At 62.4% G+C, this 20,264-nt stretch carries 23 protein-coding genes; 10 read left to right on the top strand and 13 right to left on the bottom strand.

Annotated elements, in window-relative coordinates:
• Nucleotide 1: 1 nt before the first annotated feature.
• Complete coding sequence (locus P0645_RS18755) at nucleotides 2-1,093, top strand: DUF418 domain-containing protein (RefSeq protein ID WP_284166079.1); 1,092 nt, start codon at nucleotides 2-4, stop codon at nucleotides 1,091-1,093.
• Between the two features lie 248 nt (nucleotides 1,094-1,341).
• Here P0645_RS18755 and P0645_RS18750 read toward each other — a convergent pair whose 3' ends face one another.
• Together P0645_RS18750 and P0645_RS18745 are read right to left on the bottom strand one after the other, a co-directional pair.
• Nucleotides 1,342-2,184 (bottom strand): hypothetical protein, encoded by an 843-nt coding sequence (locus tag P0645_RS18750; protein WP_284166078.1) that lies wholly within the window; start codon nucleotides 2,182-2,184, stop codon nucleotides 1,342-1,344.
• A gap of 240 nt (nucleotides 2,185-2,424) precedes the next feature.
• The gene (locus P0645_RS18745; protein ID WP_284166077.1) at nucleotides 2,425-3,081 is read right to left on the bottom strand and encodes a hypothetical protein; all 657 of its coding nucleotides are present in this window, start codon (nucleotides 3,079-3,081) and stop codon (nucleotides 2,425-2,427) included.
• Between the two features lie 322 nt (nucleotides 3,082-3,403).
• Between P0645_RS18745 and P0645_RS18740 the strand changes: the two genes are divergently transcribed.
• The 6 genes from P0645_RS18740 (at nucleotide 3,404) to P0645_RS18715 (ending at nucleotide 7,903) form a co-directional block, all read left to right on the top strand.
• Complete coding sequence (locus tag P0645_RS18740) at nucleotides 3,404-3,985, top strand: rhomboid family intramembrane serine protease (RefSeq protein ID WP_284166094.1); 582 nt, start codon at nucleotides 3,404-3,406, stop codon at nucleotides 3,983-3,985.
• Between the two features lie 266 nt (nucleotides 3,986-4,251).
• A complete protein-coding gene (locus tag P0645_RS18735) occupies nucleotides 4,252-4,662 on the top strand; it encodes a DoxX family protein (protein ID WP_284166076.1) in 411 nt (136 codons plus the stop codon).
• 3 nt (nucleotides 4,663-4,665) lie between these two features.
• Entirely contained in the window at nucleotides 4,666-5,814 is a 1,149-nt protein-coding gene (locus P0645_RS18730) for a low temperature requirement protein A (RefSeq protein WP_284166075.1), read from the top strand.
• A complete protein-coding gene (locus tag P0645_RS18725; RefSeq protein ID WP_284166074.1) occupies nucleotides 5,807-6,448 on the top strand; it encodes a CDGSH iron-sulfur domain-containing protein in 642 nt (213 codons plus the stop codon). Before P0645_RS18730 ends, P0645_RS18725 begins: the two co-directional genes overlap by 8 nt.
• A 5-nt stretch (nucleotides 6,449-6,453) precedes the next feature.
• The gene (locus P0645_RS18720) at nucleotides 6,454-7,359 is read left to right on the top strand and encodes a pirin family protein (RefSeq protein WP_284166073.1); all 906 of its coding nucleotides are present in this window, start codon (nucleotides 6,454-6,456) and stop codon (nucleotides 7,357-7,359) included.
• Nucleotides 7,289-7,903: an SAM-dependent methyltransferase gene (locus P0645_RS18715; RefSeq protein ID WP_284166072.1), complete on the top strand. Its 615-nt coding sequence runs from the start codon at nucleotides 7,289-7,291 to the stop codon at nucleotides 7,901-7,903. The genes P0645_RS18720 and P0645_RS18715 overlap by 71 nt, the downstream gene beginning before the upstream one ends.
• Here P0645_RS18715 and P0645_RS18710 read toward each other — a convergent pair.
• The gene (locus tag P0645_RS18710) at nucleotides 7,893-8,786 is read right to left on the bottom strand and encodes a LysR family transcriptional regulator (protein ID WP_284166071.1); all 894 of its coding nucleotides are present in this window, start codon (nucleotides 8,784-8,786) and stop codon (nucleotides 7,893-7,895) included. The genes P0645_RS18715 and P0645_RS18710 overlap by 11 nt on opposite strands.
• Before the next feature lie 79 nt (nucleotides 8,787-8,865).
• Here P0645_RS18710 and P0645_RS18705 point away from each other — a divergent pair, with 79 nt between their 5' ends.
• Nucleotides 8,866-9,663: an isochorismatase family protein gene (locus P0645_RS18705; protein ID WP_284166070.1), complete on the top strand. Its 798-nt coding sequence runs from the start codon at nucleotides 8,866-8,868 to the stop codon at nucleotides 9,661-9,663.
• Nucleotides 9,663-9,875 (top strand): putative antibiotic biosynthesis monooxygenase, encoded by a 213-nt coding sequence (locus P0645_RS18700; RefSeq protein WP_284166069.1) that lies wholly within the window; start codon nucleotides 9,663-9,665, stop codon nucleotides 9,873-9,875. The genes P0645_RS18705 and P0645_RS18700 overlap by 1 nt, the downstream gene beginning before the upstream one ends.
• Before the next feature lie 3 nt (nucleotides 9,876-9,878).
• Here P0645_RS18700 and tnpC read toward each other — a convergent pair whose 3' ends face one another.
• The 10 genes from tnpC to P0645_RS18650 form a co-directional block, all read right to left on the bottom strand.
• The gene (gene tnpC, locus P0645_RS18695; protein ID WP_284166068.1) at nucleotides 9,879-11,378 is read right to left on the bottom strand and encodes an IS66 family transposase; all 1,500 of its coding nucleotides are present in this window, start codon (nucleotides 11,376-11,378) and stop codon (nucleotides 9,879-9,881) included.
• 58 nt (nucleotides 11,379-11,436) lie between these two features.
• Nucleotides 11,437-11,784 (bottom strand): IS66 family insertion sequence element accessory protein TnpB, encoded by a 348-nt coding sequence (gene tnpB, locus P0645_RS18690; protein ID WP_284166067.1) that lies wholly within the window; start codon nucleotides 11,782-11,784, stop codon nucleotides 11,437-11,439.
• On the bottom strand, nucleotides 11,781-12,140 hold the full coding sequence (gene tnpA, locus P0645_RS18685) for an IS66-like element accessory protein TnpA (RefSeq protein ID WP_284166066.1): 360 nt from the start codon (nucleotides 12,138-12,140) through the stop codon (nucleotides 11,781-11,783). The genes tnpB and tnpA overlap by 4 nt, the downstream gene beginning before the upstream one ends.
• Nucleotides 12,141-12,563: 423 nt before the next feature.
• Nucleotides 12,564-13,577, bottom strand: a complete 1,014-nt coding sequence (locus P0645_RS18680; RefSeq protein ID WP_284166065.1) for a glutathione S-transferase C-terminal domain-containing protein — start codon at nucleotides 13,575-13,577, stop codon at nucleotides 12,564-12,566.
• 2 nt (nucleotides 13,578-13,579) lie between these two features.
• Nucleotides 13,580-14,149 (bottom strand): hemerythrin domain-containing protein, encoded by a 570-nt coding sequence (locus P0645_RS18675; protein ID WP_284166064.1) that lies wholly within the window; start codon nucleotides 14,147-14,149, stop codon nucleotides 13,580-13,582.
• A 69-nt stretch (nucleotides 14,150-14,218) separates the two neighbouring features.
• Nucleotides 14,219-15,751 (bottom strand): glutamate synthase-related protein, encoded by a 1,533-nt coding sequence (locus P0645_RS18670; RefSeq protein WP_284166063.1) that lies wholly within the window; start codon nucleotides 15,749-15,751, stop codon nucleotides 14,219-14,221.
• 18 nt (nucleotides 15,752-15,769) lie between these two features.
• The gene (locus P0645_RS18665; RefSeq protein WP_284166062.1) at nucleotides 15,770-16,774 is read right to left on the bottom strand and encodes a glutathione S-transferase family protein; all 1,005 of its coding nucleotides are present in this window, start codon (nucleotides 16,772-16,774) and stop codon (nucleotides 15,770-15,772) included.
• 64 nt (nucleotides 16,775-16,838) lie between these two features.
• Nucleotides 16,839-17,195 (bottom strand): DoxX family protein, encoded by a 357-nt coding sequence (locus tag P0645_RS18660; RefSeq protein WP_284166061.1) that lies wholly within the window; start codon nucleotides 17,193-17,195, stop codon nucleotides 16,839-16,841.
• Nucleotides 17,196-17,247: 52 nt separating this feature from the next.
• The gene (locus P0645_RS18655) at nucleotides 17,248-18,321 is read right to left on the bottom strand and encodes a hypothetical protein (RefSeq protein ID WP_284166060.1); all 1,074 of its coding nucleotides are present in this window, start codon (nucleotides 18,319-18,321) and stop codon (nucleotides 17,248-17,250) included.
• The gene (locus P0645_RS18650; RefSeq protein ID WP_284166059.1) at nucleotides 18,321-19,538 is read right to left on the bottom strand and encodes a hypothetical protein; all 1,218 of its coding nucleotides are present in this window, start codon (nucleotides 19,536-19,538) and stop codon (nucleotides 18,321-18,323) included. Before P0645_RS18650 ends, P0645_RS18655 begins: the two co-directional genes overlap by 1 nt.
• A gap of 174 nt (nucleotides 19,539-19,712) precedes the next feature.
• Here P0645_RS18650 and P0645_RS18645 point away from each other — a divergent pair, with 174 nt between their 5' ends.
• Nucleotides 19,713-20,216 (top strand): LysR family transcriptional regulator, encoded by a 504-nt coding sequence (locus P0645_RS18645; RefSeq protein ID WP_284166058.1) that lies wholly within the window; start codon nucleotides 19,713-19,715, stop codon nucleotides 20,214-20,216.
• Nucleotides 20,217-20,264 lie beyond the last annotated feature (48 nt).

The following is a 20,264-nucleotide window of genomic DNA, read 5'->3' as shown; positions in this document are numbered from 1 at the left end:
CATGCCCGATTACCTGCGCCTTGTCGCGCTGTTCGGCATCGTCGTGGTCAATGTCCAGTTCATCGCCTTTTCCGCGCTTGGCAGTTTTGCCGATCCGCTGGCTGAGACCCTGCGCGACGCGATCACCCTGTGGCTGGTCAACGGGCTGGCGCTGCTCAAGACCTACGGGCTCTTTTCCTTCATGTTCGGGGTGGGGCTGGGGTACTTGATGCGTTCGGCAGCACAGCGCGGGCTGCCTTTCGGACGCCTCTACCGCAACCGGATGATCGGCCTTGCGATCCTTGGGATCGCCCATGGCTGCCTGTTCTTCCCGGGCGACATCCTGGTGATCTATGCGGTCACCGGATCGATCCTCTATCTGTTCCGCGACTGGCCCGTGGGGCGTCTGGTGCGGGTCGGCGTCGCGCTACTCGTCCTTCAGGCCCTCATCGCGCCACCGCTGCTGCTCGCCGTCCCGGAGACACCGCCGGACATCGTCGCGATGGAGCGCGCCATTCTGACCGAGGGCGGGTTCCTCGACGCCGTCCTGTTTCGAAGCATCGGCTTCGCCGTGATCATGCCGTCTTTCCTCGTAATCCAGGGCATCTCGGCGCTCGGCTGGTTCTGTCTCGGACTGGCGGCGGTGAAATCGGGCATGATCGACAACGCCGCTCATCCGCACTGGCGGCGCGCACGGCGCTGGTGTCTGGGGCCGGGCGTCGGGCTGAGCCTTGCCGGGGCGGCGATCGGGCAATGGGGGCCACCAATCCCCGGAGTCGCCCTTACCATTGCCGTCGCGCCGATCACGACACTTGGCTATATTGGTCTGATCGCCGCGCTTTCGCGCCCGCCAGGGCCGATCATGGCGCAAGCGCTCACCGCGGGCGGGTCGAGCCTGAGCATTTACCTTGGCCAGTCGATCATCCTGTCGACCATCTTCGCGGGCTACGGGCTTGACCTTTGGGGTGCGGTGGATCGGTTGTCCGCCGTTGCCATCGCCGTTGCCGTGACAGCTGGTCTCATGGGGGCGTTGATGATCTGGCGTTCGCGCTTCGCGCTTGGTCCTTTCGAATGGGTCTTGCGGAATATCACCTATCGCCGGATTCGCGTCTGAGGCCTCCAGCTGAAGCTCGACTGGCAGTTCTGCGAGTCTGGCGGAGGTATTTTTTCGAAGAAGCTCGGTTCGAATCTTATGGCTGCCTCCAGCATTCTTTGCCGACCCTGTGACTGCTGGAGCATAAGCAGATGTTGGATTTTTCATGACGGCAACTAGGCCTTTGCCGATGTCGGTTGCCAATCGTTGATGGCGAAGTCTCCTCCCAAGTGCCCCGTGTGGCGGGATCGCCAATCGACACCTGAAAATTATCGCGAAATCTCGCCGGCCATCACGGCCCTCCCATGAACGGCGAGTGTCGCGGTGAACCTTGGACAGCCGAACTGCCGGATGACATCAACGACCCGCGCGTCGTAGGCAGCCTGCCCGATGAGCCGACACAGGTCTGACGCGTGAAACTGCCGGTTGCCGCTGGGTGCGGCCTTGATCTGAGTGTGCAACTCCCGCTCCCGTGGGTCAGCTGACTGTTGCGGAGTTGGCGCTTCCGTTGGTCGGTTTACCGAACCGGGTGAGTTTCGCCACCGACGCATGAACCCCAGCAGGTAGCCGGCGGGAACCCTGTCGTTCCCGCGCGCCCGGTTGAAGGCAAGGAACCGGTCCCATATCATCTGCGTATCGACGTTCCAGCAGGGCAGGGCTCTCTTCGAAGCTTTGATCAACTCTGCCCAACAAGTCTGGAAGACGTTTGATGCTTCAGAAATAGTGATCTGTCCCGAGAAAATAGTTTTGTTATTTCTTTCTCTAGATAGTGATGTGTCGCCTGTGCCTGACGCAACATCCTGATCTCGCTCCTCAGTATCGAAGGCCATGAAGCGGAAGAGCCAGGGCGCGAACTTGCCGTTGGGCTTCTCGCGTCTCAGCTCCAGCTCGGACGCCTCGAGTTCAGCCAGCAGCTCGGTCAGGTACTGGCGCGAGATGCCCATCTTGGACGCCAGGTCGGCGAGGGTGAAGGCGGCCGTCCCGCGCGGCAGCCCGTTGTAACCCTCCTTCCACGCAATGGCGTCGAGGATGACGGTCGCCAGCTTGTGGGCAGAAACAGACAGCTCTGTCTGGGTGATCCGTCTTAGGATCAGGCCGGTCGTGGGTTCCATGGTCGTTGTCTCCTGTGAGAGACGACCCCATGCCGAGAGCAAACAACATTCTTGCCAGCAAAACAACTTTGCTGGTTGCGGCGGTTCGGACAGTGCGCTAGAAGATCCTTGTTCACGGGTTCTTCTAGTGCGGCGTCAGGCTTTTCGGTCTGGCGTCGTTTCCCTTTTTTTGGGTTCGGTGCACAGTCACAGGTGCAAGATGATTGGGTGCGGACCTGCCTCGGGCAGGCCCGGGCAAGTTCAGTAGCGGACCTCCTCGAAGCCGTAGTTCCCCTCATGATCCCGCCAGTCCACGAAGACCGAGCGGTAACTGACCCAGTTACAGTGCCCGGTGTCGGGCAGCTGTGATGCAGGCGGAACTTGGGCGACACTCGACCGTGTCCATCGATAGTCACCCTGCACCCCATACGAACCGAGACGGGTGCTGTCGTAACGGTTGCAATCGCCATCCCGGTTTTCGCGCTGGCTGAACTGGATGTGAAAGACACGGATGCTGCGGACGAAGTCGAAAGCGTCGCCCGAAATGTCGATGTCGGCCTGCTCGTCAGATTGGACCCGGACAAGGGGCAGGGGAGCTTGCGGTACGCGGACTTGAGGGACCTCCCTGAAGGCGATGTCGTAAAGCCGTTCCATCGGCGAGAGCGGGGCGGGGGCGTTGAACGACGCCCCCATCGGGCAACGCCAGATCTGCAAGGGTGGCTCAATCGGCCAAGGTGTGATCCTGCGGATGAAGACCGCACGCGCATGGGCACAGGGCGCCGATGCGGGCCAGCCGCCCGCAAGACAAAGCAGAATGGCGCAGTCGACCTGGTAAGCTTGCGCCGGCTCGACCGAACCGACGAGGCTCGATACTGTGATGGCCGCGGCGGCTGCCGCGGTCCGGACCTTGTGATTCATGACGCCGACTCCAGCTATAATGGTGCGGCGATACAAAACAACACTAACGATAGCAAGCAGATTTGATCGCTGGGGAACGGCGCGCCCTTCGGGCCTGCTTAGGAGAAGAGCGACAAGGGATGGAATGGAGCCCAACATCCTTGGAGACGAGGCTCTAATGCCCCGCAATAGCCATCGGTAGGCAGCCCCGCTCTTGGTTTGGGTCGTGGCGAGGTTCGCCGCCCTGAAGCTCGGTCCTCCAGCCGTTTCCCAGCGGCGCATGAAAGCCGTTGAAGGCCTTGCGGAGACGTCTACTTTCGCCGCCATGATGAACCGGGATCACATGCGCGCCTTCCTGCGGCGCGCCGCGGCGCTTGTCGCATTTGTCGCCGTGCTCTGGGCGATCCAGGTCGTCAACTGGAGCACCGGCTACGGCCTGAACCCGGCGTTCGGACTGATCCCGCGGTACCTCGGTGGGTTGGATGGTATCATCGCCATGCCCCTCCTGCATGGAAGCTTCGCGCACCTGATGGCCAATACGCCACCGCTGCTGGTGATGGGTGGACTGCTGGTCGCAACAACCACGCGGGCCTTGCTGCCGGTGAACGCCGTGGTGATCGGCCTCGGCGGCGCTCTCGTCTGGCTGTTCGGCAACTCGGCCACTCATATCGGTGCGTCAGGGCTGCTCTTCGGCTGGTTCGGCTTCCTCTTCGTGCGTGGCCTCGTGGATCGCTCGCCGATCACGCTGGGCGCGGCATTAGTGGTCGGTGTTTTCTATGGCTCCATTCTCTGGGGCGTTCTTCCGGGCCAACCCGGCGTGTCGTGGGAGGCGCACCTCTTCGGTGCCATCGCCGGCGCTGCCGCTGCGTTCTTGGTCCGAACGCATGTCCATGCACCGCGCTTGGGCGACGTCGATCTGGAGTGAAGCGCCACAACTGACGTGACCAGCCCATAGCTGCCGGTCGGCACTAGATGCTCAACGGCAGCTTTCCTGAGATCTTGGCGTGCGGCATCCAAAAGCTCCAAGTGCCAGAGAGGGCAGCCCTAAGGACAACCCTCTCCGTCAACTTGCTGCTTATTATCCCGAATGTGGGATAAAGTCTACCAAGTAGCCAACTCGATCCCAAGTTGCTCTGTCGGGTAGTCTGCGTTCCGATCTCTATTCCAATTTGTCTAGAACTGGAGCTACCCATGTCCGCATCCGTCAGCCTTGTCGTGCCGTTGGCGCGGCTCTTCCTTTCGCTCATCTTCATCATCTCCGGTCTTGGAAAGATCGCGGGATATGCCGGCGTCGCGCAATACATGCAGGCGATGGGTGTACCCGGTGCACTGCTTCCGGTCGTGATCTTGACAGAGATCGCCTGCGGCGTGGCACTTCTGGTCGGGTGGCAAGCGCGCATCGCGGCCTTCCTGCTGGCCGGGTTCAGCCTCTTGTCGGGCATCGTGTTTCATCTTGTCCCGGCAGGTGGCCTTGAAGGCATGGCCGCACAGGCCGAGATCACGAGTTTCCTGAAGAATGTCGCCATTGCAGGCGGTCTTCTCATGGTGACGGCGACCGGTGCCGGTCGTCTTTCCCTCGATGCCCGGCGTGGCGACCAGTGATCCATGCGCCGCCGCCTCGCCCTTGCCGCCCGTGATCCCGCCGAAGCACACCGCGCCTCGACCCCTCTCGAACTGCTGTTCGATCTGGTGATCGTCATTGCCATCGCGGCCGTGACGGCGGCGTTCCATCATGCTTTGGCCGAAGGGCATGGCGCCGAGGCCTTGCCAAGGTTCCTCCTGCTCTTCGTTACCATCTGGTGGGCCTGGACGGGGGTATCCTGGTTTGCCTCGGCCTTTGGGCAGGAAGATGCCCTCTACAAGCTCCTTGTCGGCGCCATCATGACCGGCGCCTTGATCTTTGCGGCGGGGGCGGGGTCGTTCTTCACGACGATGGATTTGTCCTGGGGTTTGCTTGGCTGGTCAGTCATGCGTCTGGCCCTGGCGATCCTTTGGTTGCGCGTCGCCCAACAGGCGGAATATCGCACTGTGGCCTTGCGCTTCGCGGGCGGGATCATCGCAGCACAGGCTGCCTGGTTTGTTCTCTATTTCTCCACCGTCCCGGCATCTGGCGCAGCCTTTGCCGGAACGCTTCTGTGCCTTGCCATCGAATTTGCCATTCCGGCCTGGGCGCAGGGCGGGCGGCTCCTACCCTGGCATCGCGCGCACCTGACCGAACGCTACGGGCTCTTGATGCTGATCGTTCTGGGCGAAGGTCTGCTAGCTGCGTCCCTAGGCTTTCGCGCCCTTTACGACACTGCACCGGACTTTGCGGCGGCTGCCACCGGTCTGGCCGGGGTGATCATAGTCTTTACACTCTGGTGGGTCTACTTCGACCGCGATCACGACCTCGACCGGCAATCCCCTTTGCGCGCGTTCCTGTGGGGTTATGGTCATGCGCCGCTCTTTGCGGCGGTGGCTCTTGTGGGCGCGGGACTTGCCTTTGTGGCCGAGCATCCGGGGCGCGCCGCAGGTTGGGCCCTTGGCGGTCCGCTGGCCACGGCCTTTGCGCTGATATGGGCCCTGCGAGACCGGGCGTTCATCATGTCCCGGGTACGGACCCTCCTGTTGTCCATCGCGGCCTTGGCCTTCGCTCTTGCCGGGGCCGTTTCCGCCGGAGTCCTGACCTTTGCCGCGCTCTCTGTCCTGCTCCTTGCGGGACGCATCTTTCTTTTTCCAAGCCAAACCGACAACCAGGAGGTCACCCATGACTGAAGAAACCGTCAAAGGCCGCGAGGTCACCATCCGCTTCGATGCCAGCCGCTGCATCCACTCGCGCGGCTGCGTATTGGGACACCCCGAGGTCTATGTGCCCAATGTCCAGGGCGAATGGATCCATCCCGATTCCGCCAGCGCCGAAACGGTGATGATGACGGCGCTGACGTGCCCCTCGGGCGCGATCCGCGTGTCGCGCAATGACGGCACCGGCGATTCCGACACGCCGCCAGTCGTCAATACCGTTCGGGTGCGCGAGAATGGCCCCCTCGCCATCGAGGCCGAGCTCTCGATCCGGGGCGAGCGTCAGGCCGCGCCCCGCGCCACGCTTTGCCGTTGCGGCCAATCGCAGAACAAACCCTTCTGCGATGGCGCGCACTCCAGCGCAGGCTTCGCCGCCACGGGTGAGCCGGCAACCAGGGACTTCTCCGCACTGGAGGTTCGCAATGGCCCGGTTAATGTCCAACCGCTGCCGAACGGGCCGCTTCTGGTCATGGGCAACCTGGAAATCGTGTCCGGCACCGGGCGCACCACCGACAAGGTGACCAAGACCGCGCTGTGCCGTTGTGGTCAGTCGAAGAACAAGCCCTATTGCGACGGAAGCCATGTCGCAGCAGGCTTCCAGGCGGAGTGAAGGTCATGCCCCCGCTGCGGCCCATCATCGCCCGCGCCCGTGGCCATCGCCACGGGCCGATCAACCGCCTCATCAGCCCCGACGATCTGGGCGACAGGCTGAAACCCTTCATCTTCCTCGACTTCTTCGATGCCGAGATTGAACCGGGCTTCGGCTTCGGCATGCATCCCCATTCGGGGATCGCAACCCTGACCTGGCAACCCGGCACCGATGTGCGCTATTCCGACACCACGGGACAGAACGGGGTCCTGAAGGCGGGCGGGCTGGAGTGGATGAATGCAGGCGGCGGTGCCTGGCATCAGGGCAGCCTGATGGGCTCGGGCCGGGTGACGGGTTTCCAGCTCTGGGTCGCCATGCCACCGGGGGTGGAGGACGGCCCGTCCTTCGGTCAGTATGTTCCCCCCGAAGACGTGGCGCAGGCCCCAATTCCGGGCGGCACGCTGCGCGTTCTGCTTGGAGAGATCGCGACGGATGCGGAGCGGCTCGCCAGCCCGATCACCTCGCACCAGGACATGACCTATATGGTCGTGACCCTGTCGCCGGGGTCCCGTTGGACTTTCACGCCGCCTGCGGCGCATAGCACGGCTTTTGCCTTCGTCTTTTCGGGAGAGGCCCGGGTGCAGGGTGAACCGGGCAATGCGTCGCTGATGGTTCTGGGCGACACCGGCGACATCGTCGTCGAGACCACGGATCATTCCGCCGAAGTGCTGGTCGGCACGGCCGCTCCGCACCCCCATCCGCTGGTTATGGGGCCAAGCTCGGTTCATACCAATCAGGCGTCGCTCGATGCGGCCATGACGCGCATCAGGGCGATCGGTTCCACATTGCGGAGGTTACCCCATGTGGGATCAGCGCTATTCGACACCCGAGTATCTGTTCGGAACCGAGCCGGCGGCCTTTGTCCGCCGTGAAGCGGCGCGTCTGGCGCCGGCGTCCCGGATACTATGCCTCGCGGATGGCGAGGGGCGGAACTCTGTCCACCTCGCGAGCCTCGGCCACCACTGCACGGCCATGGAATTCGCGCCCTCCGCGATTGCCAAGGGCCGTGCACTGGCGGCAGGCCGTGGTGTCGAGGTCGCATTCGTTGAGGCCGACATCCGCGACTGGCAGTGGCAGCCCGACAGCTTCGAAGCGGTCATGGCAGTCTTTATCCAGTTTGCGGACCCGGCGTTGAGGGACGATATCTTTGCCGGATCCATCCGTACCCTGCGGCCGGGCGGGATGTTCTTCCTGCACGGCTATACCCCGGCTCAGCTGGCCCTCGGCACCGGTGGGCCACCGCAGGTCGAGAACCTCTACACGCCCGAGCTTCTGGCCCGCGCTTTCGCCGGGAACGAGGTTCTGCGCCTGCATGAGTATGAGGCGGTGCTGGACGAAGGGCGCGGACATCATGGACGCTCGGCCCTGATCGACCTGATTGCCCGCAAGCCAGTGCCCGACCGGATCACTCCGTGACGCCGAAGCCCTTGAGCGCCTTCTGGACGAACTCCAGAAACAGCCGCGTCTTGACCGGGTGCACCTTGGTCGCGGTGACGGCATAGACCGGCACCGGGCGGATCGACCAGTCAGGCATGACGGGAAGCAGATCGCCCCGGTCGCGGTAGTTGGCCGCCATGACCTCGTCCGCAGCCGCGATGCCAAGGCCCGCAGCCGCCAGACGCAGGACCATGCCCGGCGCATTGGCCAGAACCGGGCCGTGAACGACCACCTCCTCGGTCTGCTCGCCCTTGTGAAGAACCCAAGGTGCGGGCTCGCCCGTGGACACGCTCAGGCAGCGGTGCCGGCCAAGGTCTTGCGGCGCCTGCGGCTCCCCCATCTCGGCCAGATAGGCGGGGCTGGCATAAAGGCCGCGCCGCGCCGTGATCAGCTTGCGGGCAAACAGATAGGGCTCGGCGGGCAGACCGATGCGGATCGCCACGTCAATCCCTTCGGCCATGATGTCGGCCCGGCGCGGGTTCAGGTCCAGATGCAGTGTGATCTCAGGATGAGACGTGCTGAAAGCGGCGATCACGGGGGCCAAGAAAGTGGTGCCGAAGTCCGGCGTCATCGAGACTCGCAGGGTCCCGCGCGGGCGTCGCGTAAGCTCCGACAACTCGGCCCGCGCACCGCGTGCCGCCTCGACAATCTCTTTGCAGCGGGACAGGAAAAGCGCTCCCGCCTCGGTCAGGTCAACCCGGCGCGTGGTTCGCACCAGAAGCTGGGTGCCGAGCCCCGCCTCCAGTTCCGCGATGCGGCGGGAGAGGGTCGAGGACGGCACCCCGAGCCGGGCTGCGGCCTGGGAGAAATTCCGTGTACGGGCCACTTCGACAAAGTGGGCGATATCGCGCAGGTCGTCCAAAACAATTATCCCAATAATGGCACAGAAGATACCAAATCATTATCTTAATTCCTTGAGTGGTGCAATCTATCTTGCCTGCATGGCCAAGACGGCCGAACCGCAGGACCACAACATGCAGAACGATGACCTAACCCTTGGCCGACGCGGCTTCCTTGCAGGAAGCGCCGCGGTCGCTGCCGCAACGGCACTGACCGGCCTCGCCGGTCCCGCCACCGCCAACACTCAACCCATGGAGACCAATATGCGCCCTGAAACCGGCTTTCGCGCCCTGACCCCTGAAAACACCGCCCTCGTTCTCGTCGACCACCAGGTCGGCACGATCGGCTGGGCTGGTGAACTTGCGGGCGAGGACGAACGCAACCAGCTGAAGATGTGGACCCGCACCGTGGCCCGTTTTGCCAAGGCCGCCGGCATGCCGATCGTCCTGACCACCAGCCTTGAGACCGAAGCACAGGGCCCGCTCCTTCCCGAATTCGAGGAGATCATGCCCGAGGAATATGCCGCACGCATCCAGCGGACCGGCGTGATCAATGCCTGGGACGACCCGGCCTTTGCCGATGCCGTGCGCGCCACGGGCAAGCGACACCTGCTGATCGGCGGCCTGACCACCGATGTCTGCCTTGTTCCCCCGGCGTTGTCGGCCAAGGAGGAAGGCTTTAACGTCGTCGCGCTGGTGGACATCTCCGCAGCGACGACGAAGCTTGGCGCGCAGACCAGCCTGACGCTCCTGAACAACGCGGGCATCGACCCGATGGTGGTGACTCCGATGATCACCTCGATGCTGGGCGACTATAAGAGCCCCGTCTCCGGCGCCTTCTTCCAGGCCATGGGCACCGAGGGTGTCTTTGAGGCCTATGTGCGCGGGAACCTCCGCTGATGTCCGCGCCCGAAACCTCGGGCGCGCACCTTTCCGCGGCGGCACGACCGCCGCGGAAGTGGAAGCAGATCGCGCTGGCTTTTGTCGTCGTCTATCCGTTGGTGACGGTCCTGAACACCGTGATCGCACCGCAGATCGCCTTCATCCCCCAGCCCCTGCGCGGCATCCTCATCGTCCTGTGCATGGCGACGGTGCGTAAGCGTCCGGTCTGACCGCTACCTGTTCCATCGCCAGGGCAGCAGGTCGTCGACCTTTGTGATCTTGTAGTCGGGGATGCGGGCCAGGGTGTCCGTGAGCCAGGCGAGTGGATCGACGGCGTTGAGCTTGGCCGTTTCGATCAGGGTGTAGGCGATGGCGGCTGCCTTGCCGCCCGCCTCTGAGCCGACGAAGAGGTAGTTCTTGCGACCCAAGGCGATGGCGCGCATTCCGCGTTCGGCCGGATTATTGTCGAGTTCCAGGATGCCGTGGTCGAGATAGGGGCGCAGGCGCTCCATGCGGCTCAGGGCATGGCGGATGGCGGCTGCGAGCGGGGATTTGCCCGAGATCGTGGTGAGTTGCATGGCCAGCCATCGCTCCAGGTCGTCAAAGACCGGAGCGGCATGGGCGCGTCGCAGGTCGGCGCGGCGGTCTGGAGGCGACCCTCTGGCCTCTTTCTCGACAGCATAGAGTTGCGCGATCCGGCCGATGGCCTCTTCGGCAATCGGGGAGCCCTGGGATCGGTGGATGTCGACGAACTTGCGCCGGACATGCGCCATGCAGGCAACCTCGCGGATCGCCCCGGAACGATAGAGGTCCTCGAAGCCAGCATAACCGTCGGCATGCATCCAGCCGCGATAGCGGGCGAGGTGATCCTTCGGGTGCAGACCCTTACGGTCACCGGAGAAGCGATACCAAGCAGCCGGTGGTGCGGTGCTGCCCCAAGGGCGTTCGTCGCGGGTATAGGTCCAGAGCCGAGCGGTCTGGGTCTTGCCGGTGCCGGGGGCCAGCATGCTGACGGGCGTGTCATCCGCGAAGATCGCCTCGGCCGAGAGGACATGGCGGCCGATGGCATCGGCCAGCGGTTCCAGCAGGGCCGTGCTCTTGCCCACCCAGTCGGCCAGGGTCGAACGATCCAGGTCGAGACCTTCGCGCTCGAAGATCTGGCTCTGGCGGTAGAGCGGTAAGTGGTCGGCGTACTTGTTGACCAGCACATGAGCGAGCAAGCCCGGCCCCGGACGGCCGCGCTCGATGGGGCGCGAGGGCAGTGGCGCCTGGACGAAGCGTTCGCAGCAGGCGCAGGTCAGGCGCGGCCGGACGATCCGGTTCACGATGAAGCGGCCGGGGACGTACTCCAGCTCTTCCGTGACATCCTCGCCGATGCGGCGCAGGCGGCCGCCGCAATCGGCACAGGCCTCGGCACCCGGGGTCAGTTCCACTTCCATCCGCGGGATATGATCCGGGATCGGTCGGCGCTTCGGTTTGTCATTCTCCTCGATGTCCGGCAGCTTCATCCGGGCGGTCATCGCGGCGGCGGCGATCTCGCTGGTCTCCAGGGCCAACTGAAGCTGTTCGGCGGTCTCGGAAGACGCGCCAAACCGGTGCACCCGGTGCCCGGCCAGCTGGTGCCGCAGCTTCTCGATCAGGATCGCCTGCGCCTTGACCTCGGCCAGAAGCCGCGCGGTGAAGCTGCGCAACTCCTCGGGGTCTTCCGGCAAGGTCAGGGTTTGGGTGAGCATACGGGAAGTTTATCCCACTGTATTCCTTGTGGGAATCATTGATTGCAGGCCCCGTAGATTATCCCGCCGCCAGGGGCCGCCACGTCCGTTCTGGTGCCCGCCAGTCGATCCCCTCCAGCAGCATCGACAGTTGCGCGGGCGAAAGCGCCACCTTCCCCTCCTTGGCCGAGGGCCAGACGAACCGCCCCTTCTCCAGCCGCTTCACGAACATGCAGGCCCCTTGCCCATCCCACCAGATGACCTTGACCAGATCGCCCCGGCGCCCCCGGAAGACAAAGAGATGTCCGGCAAACGGATCCTGCTTCAGCACGGCCTCGGCCTGCGCCGCCAAGGCCGTGAACCCCTTGCGCATGTCGGTGACGCCCACCGCCAGCCAGACCCGCGTGTGCGCTGGAACCGGGATCACGCCGTCAGGCCCCGGATCAGCCGCACCAGCGCCTCGGGATCATAGCTCCCGCTGATCCGCATCCGGTGCCCGCCCGCCAGCTCGATCTCGATGCGGTTGTCGGCAACCGGTTCCGCCGCAGGCGCCTTCGTCTCCGCGACAATCTCCACAGGAAGAAAGCGCGCTTCCTCCGACGGGCCCGGCACCGACGCCGGGTCGGGCGCGAAACGGGGATCGCGCAACCACTTGAAGATCAGATTGGCATTGACCGCGTAGCGCCGCGCAACCTGGGCCACGGAAACACCCGGCGCAGCCGTCTGGAAACAGATCGACCGCTTCTCCTCGTCCGTCCAGAGCCGCTTCGTCCGACGCGCCAAGTCATCACCATAGTGTCCACTATCGATGGTGGACACTATCCCGCACTCTCACCCAGAGGCAGTGCGGTCAGACCGGACGGTTACGACGGTGCTGACCTATGTCCTGCCTTGGGCCAGCAAGCGCGCGGCAGCGTGGCTCACTAAGTAAGGTAGGCGGTTTGCCCAGGCGCGCTTTCGCTCCTCCTCAGAAATCGGTTTCGAGGTACAACCCTGAGTAATCTTAGGCGAACACCGTGGCTGTCGTACCGATGGTCATGAAATTCTGCGGGCTTACCCCCGCACCGTGATCCGGTCCATCGCGTCCCGGTTGAAATCGTCGCTCTAATTGCTTGGCCTCATGTCGGCTTCCTCGCCTCACAGTTGGGCGGCAAGGCGTCTACAAATCTAGGGGCACCTCAACGTAATGTTGGTGGTGGCGAAGCGTCAGGCGAGTTCCGGGTGACCATAAGCCTCTGGATAAGGCATTGGCAGCAGCGGTCCTGACGGTACAACCCCGTTCCAGGATCGTCCAAAATACCCCTGGCGGCAGTGGATCAACGACCCGGCTTTTGCCACACCGGGCAGTGCATAGACCCGGCACAGCCAGCGCCACAAGTGCGGATGGTCGAGGATCCGTGCGCCGTTCAGCTTCATGCGGACGTAATAGACCGGGTCATGGCGGTAGAGCGTGGGGAACAGGCGCAGGTCAGCTTCCGTAAATGCTTGACCGATGAGATAAGGGCGACCGTCTGATAGCAAGTCGTTAAGGTAACTCAGGGTCTCGAAATAGGCGTCATACGCCTGCGCATAAACGGTTTGATCTGATGAAAACCCTGCCTTGTAGGCCCCGTTGTTGATTGTGACGTAGATCTGTTCATTCAAATCATCGACGAGCGCCATTTGATCAGGGTTGGCGGGCACCAGCTGGGGGCGATCCGACAGTGTGCTGCCAAGCTGATCCGCATAGGAGTCAAGCATCCGAATGATCTCGGCGCTTTCGTTGTTCACAATGCGGCCTGCGAATTTGTCGTAGAGGATTGGAACGGATTGTTCTTCAGAACCTTCGCGTTGGTAGATTTCCTTGGCCAGTCTCAGGCCAGCGCCCGTCCCAGTCTCAAATGTGCATTCTGGCAAAGCCGTGCCGGTCAAGGTCGCGACACGATCCGGTGCAAACTCCCACAGGTTCGGCCCTGCCGGATCGGCCTCATCGGTGCGGTTGGGAAAGGCGACATCCACCGAGATACTATCCTCAAGCCCCAGCACCGCACGCGCCAGCGTCACACGGTGGCACCAAGGGCAGTTGAGCGCCACGAACAGGTGATAGCGCCCCGATTCCGCAGGGAACCCCGCATCGCCTATCACATGGCGAAACCCGCTGACGCCGCGCACGAATTCACCTCGCGCGCGGCGCCCTTTCGCGTCTGTCTGGTCTTCTTCGGTGGAGACGTCCTTGGTCATGTCTATCCTCTTAACCGGTGGTGCAGGATGATTGGTACGGCGAGGTCTTCTTCGTCGCCGAGATGCCGTCGCAGGAACATCTCAATCACCTGTACTTGACCGTACAAAGCGCCTGCCTCGTCATAGGCCTGCGTTTCGTCCAAAGTAGCCAATTTGATCACACGGTTGGCTTGGCGGGTAAAATCGTCCAGAACTACATCAAGATCGGCGTGATCTTTCTCAAGAACTTCCAGCCCGGCATCGAAACGCGCATCAACTGCCGAAAGCTCGGGGAAATAGTTGTGATCTTCCCAGCCGTGGTGGCCATGCAGGTTGCCCACCAACCGTCCGCCCAGAAACGACAGCCGGGTTGTGTAATCGTCCAGCGCCATCTTTCTGTCGAGCATTAGTTCGGTGTCCGAACACAACCGTTCGGCCAAAGCGCGGAAGTTCTGATGTGCATTGAGCCATTGGCGGGTTTTGTCCTTGAAACCCGGATGCGCCTCCCATGTGTTGCGCGGGTAGGTGTCCAGAAGAAAGCGCATTTCTTCGGGCATATCGGTGTCGCGGATCGTGTAGGTGGTATCGAGCATCGGGTCTCTCCTTTCGCATCTGATGTGGGGATCGGGTGTCCCCACACCAGAGCGCGGGCGGCAGGGCCGCTATGCGGGCCCGGCAAAGCGGATGCCGGCCAGATCGGCCACATCGCGCTTCCAGCTTGTGATGTCGCGGGGGGTGAATCCGGACAGGCTATTATGGCCACAGGCGCGGGCCATTACCTGCATCAGCTCGACTGACGCACCAAAGTAGCGCGCCAATTGTTCCGCTCCGCGCTGCACGTCGAGCCGTTTGCGTAACTCCGGTTTCTGGGTCGCGACGCCAACGGGGCAGTTGTTGGAGTTGCATATCCGTGCCGCGATGCAGCCGACGGCTTGCATGGCGGAGTTGCTGACAGCAATTGCATCCGCGCCAAGGGCCATCGCCTTAACGAAATCCTCCGCCACCCGCAGCCCGCCGGTGATGACCAGCGTCACCTCGCGGCCCGTTTTGGCGTCCAGATGTCGCCGTGCGCGGGCCAATGCCGGGATCGTCGGCACAGAGATGTGGTTGCGGAAGATCAAGGGAGCCGCCCCCGTGCCACCGCCGCGCCCATCAAGGATGATGTAATCGGCCGACGACTCCAGCGCGAAGTCGATGTCCTCTTCGATATGGTTGGCCGACAGCTTGAACCCGATGGGAATACCACCGGAGCGCTCCCGCACCTGATCGGCGATGCGCTTAAAGTCGGCAGCGGTGTGCAGGTCGGGGAAAGTGGCGGGCGAGATGGCCGCCTGACCGGGTTCCAACCCGCGCACTTCGGCAATCTTGCCCTGGACCTTGTCGCCGGGCAGGTGGCCGCCGGTGCCGGTCTTGGCGCCTTGGCCGCCTTTGAAGTGGAAGGCTTGCACCTTGGCGACGTGATCCAGCGACCAGCCGAACTGCGCCGAGGCGAGCTCATAGAAATAGCGGCTGTTTTCGGCCTGCTCTTCCGGCAGCATGCCGCCTTCGCCAGAACAGATGCCGGTGCCCGCCATTTCGGCCCCGCGAGAAAGCGCGATCTTGGCCTCTTCCGACAAAGCGCCGTAGCTCATGTCCGAAACAAATAGCGGGATCGTCAGGGTCAGCGGCTTTGCTGCGCGCGGGCCGATCATCACCTCGGTTGTCACATCGGCCTCATCCAGTAGCGGCTTGCGAGCCATTTGTGCGGCAAGGATCTGGATATCGTCCCAATGCGGCAGATCTTTGCGCGGCACGCCCATCGCCCCCATTTCGCCGTGATGGCCAAGCTTGGCCAGACCGTCCTTCGCCAGCGCATGAATGCGGGCCACAGTGGGTTCTTCGGGCGTGGGAGTGGCTTGGGGCGTATCGTGTTGCGGCTCTGGCGCAGGGTCGCCCTCGGACTTGTCGCCCAGACGGGTGTGCGAGCCATCACAGAAAGGCGCGGCGGCACTGGCCTTGCATTGGCACAGAGTGGCAGAACCATCCTTCTCAGGGGTGAACTTGAGCGGTTCGATCTCGGTTCCCGCATGGGACCCGTCACAGAAGGGCTGAGATTTGGAGCGCCCGCAACGACACCAGAAATAGTCCTTGCCTGCCTCCAAATCGACTTTGGCGGGGTGCTTTGCAGCAATGATAGGAACGGCTTTTTCGGTCATGGTGGCTCTCCCTGCCCTTTATGCGCCGGCTTGTGCTGGCTGTTTGTTCAGCCGCGCTCGGTCGTGCGGCGCGGTGTAGTCAATATCGGGACCCATCGGCACAACACGGGTCGGATTTACGGACGTGTGGCTACCGTAATAGTGTTTTTTGATGTATGGCAGATCAACCGTCGCGGCGACGCCAGGGTGCTGGTAAAGGTCGCGCACATAGCCAAAGAGGTTCGGGTAGTCCGCAATCCGGCGCAGGTTGCATTTGAAATGCCCTACATAGACCGGATCGAAGCGCACAAGCGTTGTAAAGAGCCGCCAATCCGCCTCGGTCAGTGTCTCGCCCATCAGATAGCGTTGGGCTGAAAGACGGTCTTCCAGCCAATCAAGTGTGTCGAAGAGCGGCACCGACGCCTCTTCATACGCCTCTTGCGTCGTCGCAAAGCCCGCCTTGTAGACGCCGTTGTTGACCGTGTCGTAGATGCGCTCGTTGATCGTGTCGATCTCGGCCTGCAGCGTCGTAGGATAGTAGTCGCCAGGTGCAGCACCCACGCCGTCAAAGGCGCTGTTCATCATGCGGATGATCTCGGCGCTTTCGTTCGAGACGACGGTGCCTTCGGCCTTGTCCCACAGGACGGGCACCGTTACCCGGCCGGAATAGTTCGGGTTCGCCTTGGTATAGACCTGATGCAGAAATTCAGAGCCGTGCAAATGGTCCGGTGTCGCGCCATCACCAGAGGCGAAGGTCCAGCCGTCCTTGCCCATGAACCAATGCACGACCGAGACGTCGATCATCTCTTCGAGCCCCTTGAGCGACCGGAAGATCAGCGTGCGATGAGCCCAGGGGCAGGCGAGCGAGACGTACAGTTGATAGCGCCCGGGCTCCGCCTTGAAGCCGCCTGCGCCCGTGGGCCCCGGCGCGCCATCGGGCGTGATCCAGTTGCGGAATTGCGACGCACGGCGCACGAAGCGACCGCCGCTTCCCTCGGTGTTGTACCATTGATCGACCCAGCGGCCTCCTTGAAGCAGTCCCATGATCTTGCCTTCCTGATAAGATCACGGTCGCGCCGGACTTTGGCGCGACCGATGACGGTATTTCTTATCCCGTGATTTGTTCGCGATATTGATATGCAACGAAAGCGGCCAGCACACCCAGCACCAGCGCCGGGACGGCCGAAGGGCCGAGGATCAGGAGGTGGGCCAGAACGGCACCGACCATGGTGCACAATAGCAGCCCTGCGCCAAACACCTCGCGTCCGCGCACCCACAAGAGCGCTGCTCCTCCGATTTCGATCACGCCGGTCGCATAGCGGAACCATTGGCCGATGCCGACGGCCTCGAAGGTTTGTTCCATCATTTCGGCACCGGCGAGCTTCGCGCCGCCGGCGGCGACGAAAGCGAGGGTGAGCAAGGCCTTGATGGCCAGAAGCCCGTATTTCTGAACGTTGCTTGACATGTTACATTTCCTTGTCTTTGCGTTTGACTGGTTTGGCTGTTGTAGGATCCGGTCAGTTCTTTCTGATCTGGATCGCGATTGAGGCCGCTGTAACGGAGGTTCCGATCGTGCCGGGGGCGGCGTCGAAAGGCGCACCGATGGTGTTGCCTGAGATGTCCTCCAACTCAGGGTCAACGTTCAGGCTGTAGCTCCCGGCCTGCCACGAGTGATCCGGGATCAGCGACCAGCCGCCGCCGTCACTTGTGATTTGGCCTCGCACGGGCTGACCGTCGGGGGCTTGAAGCGTGATAAGACGCAGGGCCGCGCCGCTGTCCATGATCCGGTCAAAGGCGAGGCTGAGCGGCGCACTGCTGCCCGCTTCGGGGGCAAGGATTTCCCACGTTTCCGGAGCGATGGCACGCCTTTCAGGCGGTCCGACTCGGAAGGCGACCGACACTGGGGCCGCAAGCGGATGACCTGCAGCGCTGCGCAGTTCCGGCGAGACGGTCAGGCGATAGGTCTGGCCCTCTTGCAGCGGTGCGCCACCTGCAACATTGGGGCCAACGCCCTGCTTGATGCGGCCGGGATCGAGCAAAAGCGTTGCGCGGGTCTGGCTGGGGTCCCAGAGTTCGGCTTCCAGCGACAGGAAAGGGCTGGCGACCAGGGTGCCGTCAGCGGTGGCGAGCGACACCATCTCGCGCAATTGGCCGCGCGCCATGGGCTCCGAGAAGTGCAGGTAGAGGCGCAGCGTATTGGCGGGGATGACCGCCTGCGACGGGGCGAAGCTGACCAGCCGCGGCGTGGTCGTCTCTGGAGCAGGCAAAGCGATGCTGAGCGTTTCGCCTGCGACGGTCAATTCGTATCTTGCGCCTGCCTTCAGCGCAAAGCGCGGCTGTACGATCATGGCCTCACCTTCTTGGCTGTTAGACACCAGCATGCCGCGCGTGGAGGGGCTGTTTTCAAGCCGCAAGCTGAGGACCTCTGCATCCGTAATCACGGCGGATATTTCTTGGGGGGCGAGACCTGTCACGATGACGGCTCCAGTGGCCTGATCCAGCCTTGCGGCGACCTCGGCCAACACCGGCAATGGCAACAGGAGGAACGCGGCGTGCAAGGCCCGCCGCATCCAAGTTTGCAGGGCATTCATCAGTTGTAGTCCACCGGCGGTGCGGCCTTGTACCCGAACGGGTCGGGCGAGCCGTTAAAGTTCATCTCGACGATGTGATCCGCCCGATCAAAGAAGAACGGCATCGGCACCGTATGGAGCTGAATATTGCGCACATCCTCGGGGCTATGGCGCACCACCAGCGCATAGGTGTCATCCAAAGTGTCCAGATGCAGCGTGCCGCTCATCGGCAGTGGGAACTGATATACACCTTCGACGGAGAAGACGTTCTGCACCCCTTCACCATGCGGCATGGCATCAGCGGATGCGATGGCTTCCAGATTGATCGAGGCGGCGGAGCGGTTGGTGTTGGTTACCACGACGTTCGATGTGCCGTCCCATCCGTTCACATAAGGCACGATGTCGAGCGGCGTGTTGCCAAAGCCCATTTCGCCTATCATCGTTCCGCGCACTTCGGCACCGTCTGTCAGCTCTGCCAGCGGAATGCGAACGATGGGCGTACAAGCATAGATCGCGATCAACGTCGGTTCGCCATCCAGTTCGGCAATCGTCTGGGTGATAATCGGCGCACGGGTTTCATATTGCGCGTGAACGGCATGCCAGATCTCAATCGACGAGGTGCTGATCTCATTGGTGAAGGGGAACGGAATGCGGCGAAGCTTGGAGGAGAACTCCTCGTTAGAGACGCCTGCCACGAACAGTTCACCGTTGTAATAGTCGATATCGGTGATCGCGAGCGTGTTCAGCGGCTGACCGAACTCCAGCGTCTCAGCCGTCGGCACCGGACCAACGGTCATCGAGGAATGGTCGGCAGCGGACAGATCCACCAGTTCAAGCGTGCCATTGTTCACGGCAATGATGACGGCTTCCGCGTCTGGGCCATGGCCGCGATGCACGGACAGGAAGATCTGCTTGGTCGGCTTATGCACCACCATATCGTTGATCGCAATGTCGGCAGCTTCGACACCCAGAAGTGCCGCAATTTCGACGTCGAGATGGTTGAAGACAGTGCGGCCTTCGAATGTCTGTGCGCGGCCAAGCTGATAGTTGGCCTGATTGGTCAACGCGTTCGTCAGATCAAAGGCATGCACCAACCCTGCCTTGGCGTCACCAACAAAGAGCGTGTTGCCCGTGTCGAACGCAAGCGCGCCAGCAGATGAGAGGGATTGAGCGGAAACGGTGCCGCTCGACGCCAGGGCCACGACGCTCGCCGCAAGAAGTGATTTAGTAAAGGACATGTAAGTCTCCGGATTTCGGTTTGACAATCGACAACCTAAGCATCTCGAAAACTGCGAATAGATCGAAAAAAGTGGCCCCAAGGGTCACAATTTGAGAACACTGAACTCTGTGCTCGCAAGCAGCCATGGTGTATCTGTGTTCAGGCGCGATGATTGGGCAATGGAGGCCTGCACATGGGACAGATCGAGGACCTTCGCCTCTTTGTGAAAACCGTCGACAGCGGTGGAATTGCCCGGGCTGCCAAAGAGATGGGCATCGCCAAATCCGCCGTAAGTCGACGTCTTGCGCAGTTGGAAGAGCGCTATGGCGTACGTTTGATTGATCGGCAACCGCGGGTTTGGGTGATCACAACAGCTGGCCAAGAGCTGTATCAGCGTGCGGTGCCCATAGTCGCTCACGCCGATGATCTTGACGCGGATTTCCTGCATGTCGGCCACGCGCCGAGAGGACCGCTCTCCATCTCGATTGCACGTGAATTCGGCCTCACCTTTTTGAAGCCTATACTGTTTCAGTTCGCGGAGGATCACCCGCAGATCGACCTTGTTATCGATTTCGACGACAGGACCGTGGATCTGGACGCAGAGAACTATGATCTCGCCGTGCGTGTGACCGCTTCGGAAATGAAAGGATTTAACTGCCACCGGATCGGCACAACGCGACATGGCGTTGTTGCATAACTCTGGTGGCAAAGGATTCACTTCGTGAATCCAAGCGGTTAGACAGGC

The sequence above is a fragment of the Frigidibacter sp. SD6-1 genome (genome assembly GCF_030143255.1).
Lineage (GTDB): Bacteria > Pseudomonadota > Alphaproteobacteria > Rhodobacterales > Rhodobacteraceae > TMP-24.
This window is presented reverse-complemented; position numbering and strand designations above follow the sequence as displayed.